9 protein-coding genes are annotated in these 14,520 nt (G+C 71.0%); 8 read left to right on the forward strand and 1 reads right to left on the reverse strand.

The window, feature by feature from the left end:
- Positions 1–225: 225 nt before the first annotated feature.
- The 5 genes from ACJOT3_RS23650 (at position 226) to ACJOT3_RS23670 (ending at position 5,320) form a co-directional block, all read left to right on the forward strand.
- On the forward strand, positions 226–1,854 hold the full coding sequence (locus tag ACJOT3_RS23650) for a glycoside hydrolase family 3 protein (protein WP_406975293.1): 1,629 nt from the start codon (positions 226–228) through the stop codon (positions 1,852–1,854).
- A gap of 229 nt (positions 1,855–2,083) precedes the next feature.
- Complete coding sequence (locus ACJOT3_RS23655) at positions 2,084–2,731, forward strand: HAD family hydrolase (RefSeq protein WP_406975294.1); 648 nt, start codon at positions 2,084–2,086, stop codon at positions 2,729–2,731.
- Positions 2,732–2,780: 49 nt separating this feature from the next.
- Positions 2,781–3,212: a DUF6912 family protein gene (locus ACJOT3_RS23660; RefSeq protein ID WP_406975295.1), complete on the forward strand. Its 432-nt coding sequence runs from the start codon at positions 2,781–2,783 to the stop codon at positions 3,210–3,212.
- Positions 3,212–3,880, forward strand: coding sequence for a phosphotransferase family protein (locus ACJOT3_RS23665; RefSeq protein WP_406975296.1), 669 nt, complete (start codon positions 3,212–3,214; stop codon positions 3,878–3,880). Before ACJOT3_RS23660 ends, ACJOT3_RS23665 begins: the two co-directional genes overlap by 1 nt.
- Before the next feature lie 333 nt (positions 3,881–4,213).
- On the forward strand, positions 4,214–5,320 hold the full coding sequence (locus ACJOT3_RS23670) for a methyltransferase domain-containing protein (RefSeq protein WP_406975297.1): 1,107 nt from the start codon (positions 4,214–4,216) through the stop codon (positions 5,318–5,320).
- 1,107 nt (positions 5,321–6,427) lie between these two features.
- On the opposite strand, the gene ACJOT3_RS23675 is transcribed toward ACJOT3_RS23670, so the two are convergent.
- Entirely contained in the window at positions 6,428–7,258 is an 831-nt protein-coding gene (locus ACJOT3_RS23675; protein ID WP_406975298.1) for an arylamine N-acetyltransferase family protein, read from the reverse strand.
- 204 nt (positions 7,259–7,462) lie between these two features.
- Here ACJOT3_RS23675 and ACJOT3_RS23680 point away from each other — a divergent pair, with 204 nt between their 5' ends.
- The 3 genes from ACJOT3_RS23680 (at position 7,463) to ACJOT3_RS23690 (ending at position 14,452) form a co-directional block, all read left to right on the forward strand.
- Positions 7,463–8,416 (forward strand): hypothetical protein, encoded by a 954-nt coding sequence (locus tag ACJOT3_RS23680; RefSeq protein ID WP_406975299.1) that lies wholly within the window; start codon positions 7,463–7,465, stop codon positions 8,414–8,416.
- Positions 8,417–8,531: 115 nt separating this feature from the next.
- On the forward strand, positions 8,532–9,233 hold the full coding sequence (locus ACJOT3_RS23685; RefSeq protein WP_406975300.1) for an HAD family hydrolase: 702 nt from the start codon (positions 8,532–8,534) through the stop codon (positions 9,231–9,233).
- A 350-nt stretch (positions 9,234–9,583) separates the two neighbouring features.
- Entirely contained in the window at positions 9,584–14,452 is a 4,869-nt protein-coding gene (locus ACJOT3_RS23690) for an NAD-glutamate dehydrogenase (RefSeq protein ID WP_406975301.1), read from the forward strand.
- The last annotated feature ends 68 nt before the right edge of the window (positions 14,453–14,520 follow it).

Consider the following 14,520-nt stretch of genomic DNA (forward strand, 5'->3'; position numbering starts at 1 on the left):
CGGCGCACTGGAGGCCGTCGCCGACGGCGGCGTGGACGCCGGCGAGCCGCTGTTCACCTGGTCCTGACCGAAGGCCATGACCGAAGGTCCTGCCTGAAGGTCCTGCCCGCAGGCCCTGACCCAAGGCCCTGCCCGAAGGCCTTGTCCGCAGGCCCTGACCGAAACAGCGCCCGGAAGAGGGTATTCTCCGGCGGACCAGCGATCCGCCGGAGATGAAGCCCCATCATGAGAAGCCCCGTCACCCGTGCCCTGGCCTGCGCGGGAATCGCCCTTGCAGCCCTGGCCGCCTCGGCCTGCACCCCGGCGTCCCAGGAGGTGGACACCTCGCCGCGCGAAGAACCGTCGCCGTCCCCGTCCGAACCGCCCTTCGAGCCGGTCCTGGCGCCGCGCCTGCTCGCGGAGATGGACCTGGACGCCAAGATCGGCCAGCTCCTGGTGCTCACCGCCCAGGGCACCGCGGCCGCCGACAACGCCGCCCAGATCGAGGCGTACCGCCCCGGCGGCATCATCTACTTCGACGCCAACCTCACCGACGCGGCCCAGATCGCCGAGTTCTCCAACGGGGTCCAGGAACTGTCCGAGACCCCGATGTTCGTCGGCGTCGACCAGGAACAGGGGCTCGTGGTGCGGCTGCCGGTCGGCACCCGCTTCCCCGACGCCATGGCCGTCGGCGCCACCCGGGACCCCGAGCTGGCCGCGCTGCGCGCCGCGACCACCGCCACCGAGCTGGGCGCCCTGGGGATCAACCTCAACTACGCGCCCGACGCCGACGTCAACACCGACCCGAACAACCCGGTGATCGGCATCCGCTCGTTCGGCTCCGACCCCGACCTGGTCGCCGAGATGGCGCTCGCCGAGGCCGAGGCCTACGCCGAACAGGGCATCGTCCCGGTCGTCAAGCACTTCCCGGGCCACGGCGACACCGACGTGGACAGCCACACCGGGCTGCCCGTCATCGACCTGCCGCGCGACCGCTGGGAGGCCGAGCACCTGCCGCCGTTCCGCGCCGCGGTGGAGGCCGGGGTGGACGCGGTCATGACCGCCCACGTGCTCATGCCGCAACTGGACCCGGACGAGCCCGCCACCCTCTCCTCGGAGATCATCGGCGGCATCCTGCGCGAGGAGCTCGGCTACGACGGTGTGGTCACCACCGACGCCCTCAACATGGAGGGGGTGCGCCAGCGCCACTCCGACGGTGAGAACGCGGTCCTGGCCATCGAAGCGGGCGTCGACCAGCTCCTGATGCCGCCGGACCCGGCCGCCGCGGTCGCCGCCGTCAAGGCCGCCCTGGAGGAGGGGCGCCTCACCGAGGAGCGCATCGACGAGTCCGTGCTGCGGGTGCTCTCCCTCAAGGAGAAGCGCGGCATCCTGGAGGCGGAGCCGGTCGACCCGGCCGCCGCCGACGCCGCCGTCACCGACCCGGCGCACGCCGAGGCCGCCCAGCGGGTGGCGGACGCCTCCGTGACCGTGCTGCGCAACACCGACGGCGTGCTGCCGCTGGCCCCGGGCACCCGGGTGCGGGTCGAGGGCACGAACGCCGACCGGCTCGCCGCGGCGCTCACCGGGGCGGGGCTGGAGGTGGTCACCGGCGGCGCCGACGCCGACGCGGTCGTGGTGGGGACCAACACCGCACCGGTCGGGCGCTCCACGGCGCCCACCGTCGTCGTGTCCCAGGGCGGGCCGTACTCGCTGGCCTCCTCTCCGGACGTCGACGGGTTCGTCGCCGTGTACTCCTCCGTCGACGTGTCACTGGCCGCGGCCGCCCGGGCCATCACCGGGCAGGTGGAACCCACGGGCACGCTGCCGGTGACGATCCCGGATGCGGCGGAGTTCGGTACCGGGCTCTCCTACTAGGGTTTGTGGTTTTGAGCCGGCCGGGGTCTGTGGCCTTGAACTGGTCAGGGTCTGCGGTTTCGAAGCGGTGAGGGTCTGCGGCTTTGAAGCGGCTAGGGTCCGCGGTCCCGAACCGGTGGGGCGAAAGAACCAAAAGGATTGAAACGGGCGGGGAACGGGAAGAACCGTTGCCCGCCCGATCCGGGCATCCGAGGTCGGGTGATACGACGACACGGATGGAGGGGATCGGATGAACGGCACCCGCCGAGGAGTCATCTCCGACTGGGGAGGCGTGCTCACACCCCCGCTCCCGGAAGGCATCCGGGCCTGGCTGACCGCCGACCGGATCGACATCGAGCACTACTACGAGGTCATGACCCCGTACTTCGACGGCAGCATGGCCGACGACAACCCCGTGCACGCGCTCGAACGCGGGGAGATCGACACCGTGCGCTTCGAACGCGACCTGGCGGCGCTGCTGCGCTCCACCCACGGCGGCCCCGTGATCGCCGATGGCCTCATCGAGCGCATGTTCGCCTCCTTCGCCCCGGTCCACGACATGTACGAGGCGCTCCGCGACGCCCGCCGCTCGGGGGCGAGTACGGCGCTGCTGTCGAACTCGTGGGGGAACGGCTACCCGCGCGAGCACTTCGTCACCACCTTCGACGAGGTGGTCATCTCCGGCGAGGTGGGGATGCGCAAACCGGAGCCGCGCATCTACCTGCACACCTGTCAGCGGATCGGGCTGCGGCCCGAGGAATGTGTGTTCATCGACGACCTGGAGCACAACGTCCGCACCGCCGAGGAACTCGGGATGACCGGCATCCTGCACACCGACGTGGCCACCACCACGCGCGAACTGCGCGGGTTCCTCATGGCGGACAGCGAAGCCGCCTGACGGGTGCGGCAGACTTCAGGGTGACCGTTCCACCTTCCGGAGAGCCGCGATGTACGTCTTCCTGCCCAGCACCCTCCCCGCCCTCGCGACCGTCCTCGACGAGGGGAGGGTGCGGGTGCCGGTGGCGTTCGCGGCGGACACCGACGACGAGGAGGCGGAGTACGAGGCGATGTACGCGGCCGCCGAGGAATCCCTCCGGCTCCTGGCGGCCGACCCGGCCGCGCCCCGCCGGCGTGTGGTCCTGGCCGCGAACCTCGCCGACCACCTCGTCGAGGAAGACGGTCGCGAGGGCCCGGACGTGATCCGTGTTCGTGTCACGGGGGAGTCGATCCCGTTCAAGCGCCTGGCCTCCGCGCACATCGACGACGAGGCCGTCGAGGCGGACATCGCCAAGGCGGCCGCCGACCCGGACTCGGGTGCCGCCGACGACCACGAGCTCATGTGGTACGCGCTCCAGGAGCTGCGCCACCTCCTCGCCTGATGCCGGGCGGAGTGGTCCGCGCGGGGGACACGGTCCGCCGGCCCGCGGGGCCCGACACCCTGTTCGTCCGCGCGCTCCTCGACCACCTCGAACCCTGGCCGGGGGCGCCCCGCCACCTCGGCCTCGACGCCGGTTGCGAAGTGGTGGAGTTCCTGGCGGGCGACGTGCCGCCGGACGGCGCGGCCGCCCCGTCCGCGGCGGTCGCGGCGGCCCGCCTCCTGCGCGAGTTCCACGACCTCACCGCGGGGACGCCGCTCGCCGCGGGCGCCGAGGTGGTCTGCCACAACGACATCGCCCCGAAGAACACGGTGTTCCGTGCGGGGCGGCCGGTCGCCTTCATCGACTGGGAGATCGCCGCGCCGGGACGGCGCATCGACGACGTGGCCCACCTGTGCTGGCAGTTCCTCGGCCTGGGGCCGGCCGCCGACCCCGCGGCCTCGGCCCGAGCCATCGCCGCCGTCCGCACCGCCTACGGCCTGCCGGACCCACAGGCCGTCCTCGTGGACCGCGTCCTCTGGTGGCAGACCATCACCGCCGACGGCATCGAACAGGGAGCCGCCCAGGGCGATCCCGCCCTCCTCGCTTTCGTGGAAAGGGGAGCCGTCACCGAGGTCCGCACCGCTCATCGCTGGGTCACCGCCCACCGCGAAGCCCTGTCCGCCCCTTGAGCCTGCGACCCTGGACCTGCCGTGTCACCCATCGGAACCACGCTGTTTCCTAGCGCAAGCCCTCGGGGATAATCCCAGCGTCCTCCACACCGCAACCGTCAGCCCCGCACCGACGGGAACGGTTTATCGCTCTCAGACGGGGCGAACCCCCTACCGCCTGTCCGCCTTCGTGAAGAGGGCGAGAAAGAGGATCTCCGTGGCCGAGGTCGAGTGTGCTGACTGCAATGGAGAGGGAAGCTTCATCATTTACTCCGATGGGGAGAAGAAGGGGTGGGGCAAGGACAAGGAGGTTCGTACCTGTCAGGCCTGTGGCGGAACGGGGAGGGTACAGAAGTGACAGACCTCCATCGGATGCACGCCGAACTCGCCGGGCGTCTCGACACCACCGACGCGATCCGTGCCGCGTTCGCCGATCACCCCAGGCACCACTTCATCCCCGACCTGGTGTGGCCGGACATCCAGGGGCTGCCGCTCATACGCTCCGCCGCCCCGGCACGTTGGGCGGCCTACGTCTACGGCGACGATGCGGTGGTGACGCAGGCCAACGACGGGGGCGGCGGGCCGGTCAACGAGCCCTCCTCGTCCTCCTCGGCTCCGCAGCTGATGGCCGACATGATCGCGGCGGCCCGGGTCGGGCCCGGAATGCGGGTGCTGGAAATCGGTGCGGGCACCGGTTGGAACGCGGCGATCCTCTCCTCGCTGGTCGGACCTACCGGCGCGGTGACCTCGTTGGAGATCGACCCCAAGGTGGCCGAGCACGCGCGCATACGGCTGAAGGAAACTCCCGTGGAGGTCGTGCACGGCACCGAGCCGCCTGAAGGCGCCTCCTACGATGCGGTCATCGCCACCTGCGCGGTGAGCCGGGTCCCCGGCGAGTGGGTCGAGAGGGTGGAACCGGACGGGCTGATCGTGCTGCCGTGGGGCCCCTACCCCTGGTCTCACGCCACGCCCGTGGCGGCGTTGCGCCGGGCCGGTTCCACGGCTGTCGCCGGGGAGGGGGAGTTCGTGTGCGAGGCGTACTTCATGCGCGACCGCACCCAGCGAGTCCCCAAGGGGGAGTTCCCGGGCATGGGGCGTGACTCGGAATCGACCCGAGTCGTGCCGTTCACTCCCGCTGATCTGATGGAGGACGACCGGCTCACCCGGATCATGCTCACGCTCCCCGGGGTGCGCATCGGGATCGGGATGCGCCCCTTCAGCGGCGATATCGGGTTCATCGTGTACATGGGCGCGCCGGACTCCTCGTGGGCCTACCTGTGGCCGGACGGGACGGTTCACCAGGGTGGTCCCACGCTCTTGGCGGACCGGTTGCGCGAGGCCCACGACCTGTTGGCGGCGCAGGGGTGGCCGCCGTTGACGGACTTCTCCTTGGAGGCCGATACCGCTACCTCGGCGTACAGGGTGGGTGCCGAGTTCGGTGCCTGGGAACACCGCGTGTAGCGGTCTCTCGCCCGTTGGCTCTGATGTGTCGGCTCCTCCGCGAGGCCGATGCCGGGGGCATCGCGCGGCCCCCGCCGCGGGGGCAGGGCCGTACCCGGCTTCCCCACCCGGGCGCCTGATTTCCCACCTGGGCGCCGGTTTCCCCACCCGGGCACCGGTTTCCCCACCTGGGCGCCGGTTTCCCCACCCGGGCACAGGGGGGTGACGGAAGCAAGTCCCTCGGCCTGGTGGATTCTGGGGGTTCCCCTTCCCCGGGGCCCTGGCCCCAGCCGGTCACGTCCCCGGTGTCTCCCGCCGCAGGGCGTGTCGGCGGCACACGGCCTGCCGCCCCAACCCCCTGGGGCCGGGGACGGGCAGGCCCGTGCGGCCGTCACCCCCTGCGGCGCAGGTCGCGGTTCGCTTTCCGGTCTGGGGTTGATGCCGCAGTTATCTGCGGCCGTCACCCCTTGGGGTGGGGGTTGTGGTTTTTCCTCCGGACACCCCCCCTGTGTCTAGGGAGGGCGATCGGGGCCGGGGTTACTACGCCAGGTGTCTGGGCTTTCAAGCGAGGTCTGAGCAACGGCCTGTTTCCAGTCGGAGCGTTCTTTCCCTGGACATGTGTGGCTGAGCGTGCCGCTGGGCCCCGACCCGTCCCCTGAAAACACCCCCACCGCCCGGGACGTGCGGGAAACGCGTACGTCTCTTTGGTCTGCCGGGCGTCGTGACGTGGGGACGGCTCCGCGCCCAGCCCGGGTCTGTACGTTCCCAGGGGGTGACCCGTGGAGACCAACGCGACCGTGTGCGGACCTTCAGACCGCCCTCCGCAGATGGTTGCTGTTCTGGAAACCTGCAAGTCCGTCTCACCCCCTGCGGCGGGGGTTGCGGTTCTTCCTCCCCAAACCCCCTGGGGCCGGGGCCGGAGGCTTCCTACTACCGTCACCCCCTGCGGCGGGGGAGGCCAGGAAGGTGACAGGGCTGTGGCCAAGGACCCCAGGTCAGGTGCGAAACCCCCTGGGGCCGGGGCGAGAGGACTCGTGCGGCTGTCACCCCCTGTGGCGGGGGAGGTGCGACGCCTTCCGGCTATGGCTAAGGCCCCGGGTGGGTGGGCAACCCCCTGGGGCGGGGCGGTCACACGGGGGCGGATAGTTCGGCGAGGCGTTTGTGGAGGAGGGCTCGGTCGTCCTCCGGCAGGTGGACGCCGAGGCGGGGTAGCCACAGGTCGAGGTCGGACGGGGTCAGCTGTTGGTGGCGGGTGGGGGAGTCCGGGGTGCGGAGGGTGAGTGAGGTCTGGGTGAGGCTGGCGTGGCTGCCGTCGGGGAGGAAGCCCGTGACCACCAGCAGGGTTCGGAACACCGAGTCCGGGTGGGTCGCCACGAAGTGGTTCCCCGCGACCAGGTCCACCGGGTACACCTCCGACTCATGGGTCACGTGCAGCGGGTCCCACGCGTGGCCGCGCTGTTTGCGCAGCTCCCAGCCCCAGGACCGCCCGCGGGGCACCCGGGCGATGCCGAAGGTCATCCCGCCCCCGGTACGCTGGGCACCGTCCCGCAGTTCGATCGGCCTCCGCATGCCCGACCCGAACCCCGGGTCGGCCAGCAGGCGGCGGCCGTCGAGCACGACCTCCACCAGCAGGTGCGTCCGGGCGTTCTCGCCCGGAGGGCCGACCGTCCCCAGGCGGCGGTGCACCTCGAAGCCCAGCCGTTCGAGGGCGGCGGCGAACAGCACCCCGTGCTCGAAGCAGTAGCCGCCGCGGCCGCCCAGGAACTTCTCCTGCACTCCGGGCAGGTCGATCGCCGGGGCCCGTCCCAGGAGCGCGTCGACGGTCTCGAAGGGGAACGCCCTGATGTGCGCCTCGTACAGCCGGTCCAGGTACCCCTCGTCCGGCTTCTGTTCCGGCACCTCTACTCGGGCCAGGTAGGCCGTCAGGTCCAGGGCCTCGACGCCCCATGCGATCGCCACGGTGCTCTCCTCTCGTCCACCGTTTGCAGCACGGGTCCGCGGCCGTGTGTTCCGGGGGGGAATCCGGAGTGATCGCGCCGGAATATCCCAGCACCCCCGGGTCGCACCGGGTTTCGCGGTTTCGCCCGTGGCGGGCGGCCCCCGGGGTTACCCTCGTGCCGTGCCGCCGACCCCCGGCGGGCCCCACCCCCCGAGGAGACGGCCGTGACGACCATCGGCCCGGCGTTCACCGACGACGTCCTGTTCATCGCCGAGCAGGCCACCCGTGCCCTCGCGGCCGAGACCGACGCCCTCGAACAGCGGCTGGACGAGCTCACCGCGGCCGAGGACCACCTCATCGACATCCGCGCCACCCCCGAGCACCACCGCTTCGACGGTCACCGCCTGCGCAACCTCGCCGAGCACGTCGCCGAGGCGCGGACGGACCTGGCCAAGGACACCTGGCACGAGTACCGCTCCACCACCCGCGCCCATGCCGCGTGGTGGGCCGACGCGGCCGCCCGGGCCGTGCTGGCCCTGGGATCGGGCACCCCCTGCGCCCCCGCCCGGCTGCTGGCCGCCGACCCTGGCGCCCACCTGGACGACGACCAGGCCGTGCACCTGTCCGGCCCCGACGACGATGAACGGGAGAAGATGCTCGCCAGCCGGGGTATCAGCGCCTCCGGATCGGGAAGCGCGTTGATCTACCAGGACGAGTACATGAAGGCCCTGGGGTTGAGAGTCGTTTTCGAGGGGACCGGCCTCAACCGCTTCGACCGCGAACTCGGCATCGACATGAGCGTCGAGGGCCGCCGCCGGGTCGTCTGGGGCGAGGCCTGGCTGCTGCACACCCTCCCCCTGCTGCCCGGACCCGACGAGGTCGCGCAGGCCCTGTCCGGGAGGATTCCCGACGACCACCTCCAGAGCGTGGAGCGTGCCGCCGCCGAGTGGGAGGCGATGTTCCACCGCGTTCGGCGCATCCCCGAACTGCGCAACCGTTTCGCCCGGCTCATCGAGCAGGGGCGTGGTGACGACCCGGTGGGCGACGAGTTCGTCGATGCCGAGAACGAACGTCTGAACGCCACCCCCGCCATCGTCGCCTATGCCACCGCCCTCACCGCCGCCTGGCGGGCCGCCACCGGCCTGCCCGGCCCGGAACAGGCCCTTCACCGGGAATGAGGCGAACCCCCCGTGGCCGGTCCCGGACGGGGTACTCCACGCGAAACGGTCGTGCGGCACAATAGGGGAGTCCGACCGTCATGCATCACCCGAGGAGTTCGCCATCAGCCGCCTGGTGCTATGGAACATCGACCTCACGCTCCTCGACGTCGGCCGGGTCATGCGGGCCGCCTACGCCGAGGCCTTCGAGAAGGTCACCGGTGAGCCCCTGGTCTACCTGACCTCGACCGCGGGCCGCACCGACTCGGAGATGTTCTTCGAGTTCTGCGCCCGCAACTACGTCGACATCGAGCCCGACGTCGACACCCTCTCCCAGTTCCTCACGGCCCTGGAGGCCGCCTTCGAGGTCCGGGCGGGGGAGCTGGCCGCCAAGGGCCGGGTGATGCCCGGGGCGGCGGCCTCGCTGGCGGCCGTGGCCTCGCTGCCCGGCACGGTGCAGACCGTGGTGAGCGGCAGTCCCCGGACGGTGGCCACCGCCAAGCTGGTGGCCTTCGGCCTGGACACCTACCTGAACCTGGGCATCGGCGGCTACGGGTCGGTCAACTACCCCAAGTCCACGCTCATCCAGTCGATCCGCCTGCACGCGGCGGAGGGCGGGATGATCCCCGACTCCAGCACCGTCCTGATCACCGACAACGTTCCGGATGTCCGGGCCGCCCTGATCGGCGGGGCCGTTCCGGTCGGGGTCCTCAACGGGCCCACCACGGAGGGGCAGCTGCGCGAGGCGGGCGCGCAGGTGATCCTGCCCGATCTCACCGATCCCCGCGCCGTGATGACCGCCGTCCACCAGGCGACCGATTCGACAACGGCTCGATAACGACGCGTACGTCCCCGACCGGGTCGAGGTGAACCCTCGTGTACATCGCCACCGACTGTCGCAATCCGTTTCTTACAGTGTGTAACCGTGGGTTAACGGTGTTGCTCCTGCCCTGCGGCGTGAAAACCAGTAGCCTGTGTTCTTGGACGAGGCACTGACAATGGGGTCCGAAGCCTCCTTCTTCCAGCCTGTGCGCACAGGTCACACCACCACTACACCGCCTCCGGGGTCCCTCGCGCCCTCGGCGGCTCACGGAAAATCACACATCAGCTCAGGGATTCACAGGGCACATGACCCGGTGATCCCACAGCGCTCGTGCGACGTTGCTCACAAAGGAGTGAGATAGACACATGTCCGGGCAATCCGACGGCACCCTCCAGCAGCTGCTCGCCGAAGCGGCGACCAAGTGGTCCCCCGGCCCCCGGCTCGGCGCCGACGAGGCCGAGGCCGTCCGCCGCTTCCTCCCCCTCTACTACCGGCACACCGACCCGGAAGAGATCGCGGGCCGCACGCCCGAACAGATCTGCGGGATGGCCGAGGCCCACCGCGCCTTCGGCGCGCAGCGCCGCCCCGGCCGCGCCAAGGTCCGCGTGCACACCCCGACCCTCGAACGCGACGGCTGGGACTCCCAGACGAGCATCGTCGAGACGGTGACGGACAACGCGCCCTTCCTCGTCTCCTCCGTGACCATGGTCCTGCGCGAGCTCAACGCCGGCGTCCGCCTGATCATCCACCCCCAGATGACCGTGGGCCGCGACCTGGAGGGGAACCTCCGCCAGATCGACCCCGAGATCGGCGGCGACGGCCTGCTGCCCGTCGACGAGTCCTGGATGCACATCGAGATCGACCGGCAGACCGACCCCGAGCGGGTCAAGGAGATCACCGACCGGGTCGAGTCCGTCCTCAACGACGTCCGCTACGTGGACGAGGACGCCGCCAAGATGAGCGACCGGGCCATCCGGATCGCCGACGAGCTGGCCGCCTACCCCGACCGCCTGGTCGCCGGGGGCGTCGACGCCCGCGAGATCGGCGAGAGCGTCGACTTCCTGCGCTGGGTCGCCGGACGCCACTTCACCTTCATGGGCTACCGCGAGTACTCGCTGGTCACCGACGAGAACGGCGACGACGCCCTGCGCCCCGAACCCGGCACCGGCCTGGGCATCATGCGCATGGACTCCCCGGCCTCCACCAGCTTCGCCGCCCTGCCCCCGGAGATCCGCGGCAAGGCCCGCGAGCCCTACATCCTGGTGCTCACCAAGGCCAACTCCCACTCCACCGTCCACCGGCCCAAGTACCTGGACTACATCGGCGTCAAGAAGTTCGACGCCCAGGGCAACATCGTCGGCGAGCGCCGCTTCCTGGGGCTGTTCACCTCCCAGGCCACCAACACGAGCATCGCCCAGATCCCCATCCTGCGCCGCAAGCAGGCCGAGGTCCTGGCCCTGGCCGGGTTCGAGGCCGACAGCTACGACGGCCGCGACCTCACCGAACTGCTGGAGACCTTCCCGCGCGAGGAGATCCTCCAGATCCCCGTGGGCGAGCTGTACACCATCGTCCGCGGCGTGATGCGCCTGCGCGACCGCCGCGGCACCAAGCTGTTCATGCGCCGCGACCCCTACGGCGGCCGGTACATGTCCTGCTTCGTGTACATGCCGCGCGACGAGTACAGCACCCGGGTACGCCTGGACATCCAGGAGGTCCTGGCCGACGCCTTCCAGGGCGCCACCATGGACCACAACGTCATGATCGGCGCCGCCCCGCTGGCCCGCCTCTACCTGGTGGCGCGCGCCCGCCACGGCGAGACCCTGGCCGACATCGACCAGCTCGCCCTGGAGGAGAAGGTCCGCCGGGCCGCCCGCTCCTGGGACACCGACTTCGACGACGCCCTCACCGACGCCTTCGGCCCGGACAAGGCCACCGAGTACAAGGAGCGCTACGGCTCCGGCCTCACCGAGGCGTACAAGGTCGACAACCAGCCCGAGGTCGCCGCCGGCGACATCGGCGCCCTGGAGGCGCTGCTGGAGGGCACCGGGCCCGACGAGCGGCACGGCGCGTTCTCCGCCAGCCTCTACCGGCACCCCGACACCGACGCCTGGCGCTTCCGCGTCTACCGCGTCGGCGAGCCCATCTCCCTGTCCCGGGTCCTGCCGGTCCTGGAGCACCTGGGCGTCGAGGTCGTCGACGAGTGGCCCTACGACATCACCGTCCAGGGTGTGGGCCGGGTCTGGATCTACGACTTCGGCCTGGGCCCCATCACCGCCGCCGACCTGCCCGACGACCGGCTCAAGGAGCTGTTCGAGGACGCCTTCGACGCCTCCTGGCAGGGTCTGGGCGAGTCCGACCGCTTCAACACCCTGGTCGTCCGCGCCGGGCTGGACTGGCGCCAGCTCACCGTGCTGCGCGCCTACGCCAAGTACCTGCGCCAGACCGGCTCCACCTTCACCCCCGACTTCCTGGCCGACATCCTGGCCGCCAACGTCGGGATCACCGGCCTGCTCATCGACCTGTTCCAGGCCCGCTTCGACCCCGACCAGCCCGACGACGGCCGCGACGAGCGCGCCGAGGCCCTGGTCGGCAAGATCGAGGGCGAGCTGGAGTCGGTGGCCAGCCTGGACCACGACCGCGTGCTGCGGTCCTTCCTGGCCGTCATCAAGGCCACCCTGCGCACCAACCACTACCAGGAGCACCCCTACCTGGTGCTCAAGCTCGACCCGCAGAGCATCCCGGACCTGCCCCAGCCCCGGCCCCGGCTGGAGATGTACGTCTACTCGCCGCGCGTCGAGGGCGTCCACCTGCGCTTCGGCAGGGTCGCCCGCGGCGGCCTGCGCTGGTCGGACCGGCTGGAGGACTTCCGCACCGAGGTCCTGGGCCTGGTCAAGGCACAGATGGTGAAGAACTCGGTGATCGTCCCCAGCGGCGCCAAGGGCGGGTTCGTCTGCAAGCGCCTGCCCGAGGGCGGCACCCGCGAGCAGGTCATGGCCGAGGTCGTCGCCTGCTACAAGGACTTCATCAGCGGCCTGCTCGACGTCACCGACAACCTGGTCGACGGCGCCATCGTCCACCCCGAGCGCACCGTCCTGCACGACGGCGACGACTCCTACCTGGTGGTGGCGGCCGACAAGGGCACCGCGACGTTCTCCGACATCGCCAACGCGATCTCCAAGGAGCGCGGCTTCTGGCTGGGCGACGCCTTCGCCTCCGGCGGCTCGGTCGGCTACGACCACAAGGCCATGGGCATCACCGCCCGCGGCGCCTGGGAGTCGGTCAAGTACCATTTCCGGGAGATGGGCGTCGACGTCCAGAACGAGCCCTTCACCGTGGTCGGCGTCGGCGACATGTCCGGCGACGTGTTCGGCAACGGCATGCTGCTGTCGCAGCAGATCAAGCTGATCGCCGCGTTCGACCACCGGCACGTGTTCCTCGACCCCGCCCCGGACCCGCACACCTCCTGGGTGGAGCGCAAGCGGCTCTTCGACCTGCCGCGCAGCAGCTGGGAGGACTACGACCCGGCGCTGATCTCCGAGGGCGGCGGCGTGTACCCGCGCTCGGCCAAGTCCGTCCCGGTCAGCCCGCAGGTCCACGCGGCCCTGGGCATCGAGGACGAGGTCACGGCGCTGACCCCCGACGAGCTGATCCGCCGGATCCTGTCCTCGCCGGTGGACCTGCTGTGGAACGGCGGCATCGGCACCTACGTCAAGGCCACCTCCCAGACCCACGCCGAGGTCGGGGACAAGGCCAACGACCAGCTCCGCGTCGACGCCTCCGAGCTGCGCGTCAAGGTCGTCGGCGAGGGCGGCAACCTGGGCCTGACCCAGCCCGCCCGCATCGAGTTCGCCCGCGAGGGCGGCCGGGTCAACACCGACTTCATCGACAACTCGGCCGGTGTGGACACCTCCGACCACGAGGTCAACATCAAGATCATGCTCGACCGGGAGGTGCGCGACGGCTCCCTGGACGCCGACGAGCGCGACCGCCTGTTCATCGGCATGACCGACGAGGTCGCCGAACTGGTCCTGGACAACAACTACGCGCAGAACACGGTGCTGGCCGCCGCCCGCAAGCAGGCCCACCAGATGCTGCACGTCCACGGCCGCTTCATGCGCCACCTGGAGCGCACCAAGGTCCTCAAGCGCAAGATCGAGGACCTGCCCTCCGACAAGGCGATCGCGGAGCGGCGCGCCGCGGGCCAGGGCCTGACCGGCCCGGAGTTCGCGACCCTGCTCTCCTACGCCAAGATCAGCCTCAAGGACCAGATCGGCCTGTCCGACCTGGCCGACGACCCGTACCTGGCCGACACCCTGGTCGGGTACTTCCCGACGCCGCTGCGCACGGAGCGGTTCGCGCGGGCGGTGGCCACCCACCCGCTGCGGCAGGAGGTCATCGTCAACCAGGTCGTCAACCAGATGGTCAACCGCTCCGGGCTGACCTTCGCCTTCCGCCTCAACGAGGAGCTGGGCTCCAGCGGCGCGGACATCGCCCGCGCCTACCTGGTCGTCCAGGAGGTGCTGCGGCTCCAGGAGTTCTGGGGCGGCGTGGAGGACCTGGACCACCGCATCTCGGTGGACAGCCAGCTCACCCTGCTGCTGGAGACCCGCAAGCTCGCCGAGCGCTCGGCCCGCTGGCTGCTGCGCAACCGCAGCTTCCCGTTCGACATCCGCACCGAGATCGGGTTCTTCGCCGAGGGTGTGGGCGAGGTCCTGGGCCGCCTGGTGGGGCTGCTGCGCGGCCGCGACCGGGAGGCGTTCGTCGAGCGCCGCGACCGGTACGTCGCCCAGGGCGTCCCGGCCGACCTGGCCGAGCGGGTCGCGGTCATGGTGCCCGCCTACTCCACCCTGGACCTGGTGGAGATCGCGCACCGCACCGGCCGCCCGGTGGAGAAGGTCGCCGAGCTGTACTTCGAGCTGGCCGACCGGCTCAACATCAGCTGGTGGCGTGAGCGGATCATCGACCTGCCGCGCGACGACCGGTGGGGCACGATGGCGCGCGGCGCGCTGCGCGACGACCTGTACGAGGCGCACGCGGCCCTCACCGGCCGGGTGCTGGAGTCGGGCGCCCCGGACGACTCGGTCGAGGCGCTGATGACGGCCTGGATCGAGCAGAACCGCGAGGCCGTCGAGCGGGCCGGGATCACCCTGTCCGAGATCCAGGAGAACGAGCGGTTCGACCTGGCCACCCTGTCGGTGGCGCTGCGGTCCTTCCGCTCCCTGGTCGACGACTGAGCTTGCTTCGGGCCTCCGCTTCGCCTTGGCCCAGCGCTCGGGTGCCCCCATGGGCGGGAACCTTCGGC

It is taken from the genome of Nocardiopsis protaetiae (assembly GCF_045446735.1).
GTDB lineage: Bacteria > Actinomycetota > Actinomycetes > Streptosporangiales > Streptosporangiaceae > Nocardiopsis > Nocardiopsis protaetiae.

Bases quoted from the DNA above. Each gene is read 5' to 3' on its own strand.
- ACJOT3_RS23650 (WP_406975293.1), top strand. From the start codon at position 226: ATGAGAAGCCCCGTCACCCGTGCCCTGGCCTGCGCGGGAATCGCCCTT.
- ACJOT3_RS23655 (WP_406975294.1), top strand. From the start codon at position 2,084: ATGAACGGCACCCGCCGAGGAGTCATCTCCGACTGGGGAGGCGTGCTC.
- ACJOT3_RS23660 (WP_406975295.1), top strand. From the start codon at position 2,781: ATGTACGTCTTCCTGCCCAGCACCCTCCCCGCCCTCGCGACCGTCCTC.
- ACJOT3_RS23665 (WP_406975296.1), top strand. From the start codon at position 3,212: ATGCCGGGCGGAGTGGTCCGCGCGGGGGACACGGTCCGCCGGCCCGCG.
- ACJOT3_RS23690 (WP_406975301.1), top strand. From the start codon at position 9,584: ATGTCCGGGCAATCCGACGGCACCCTCCAGCAGCTGCTCGCCGAAGCG.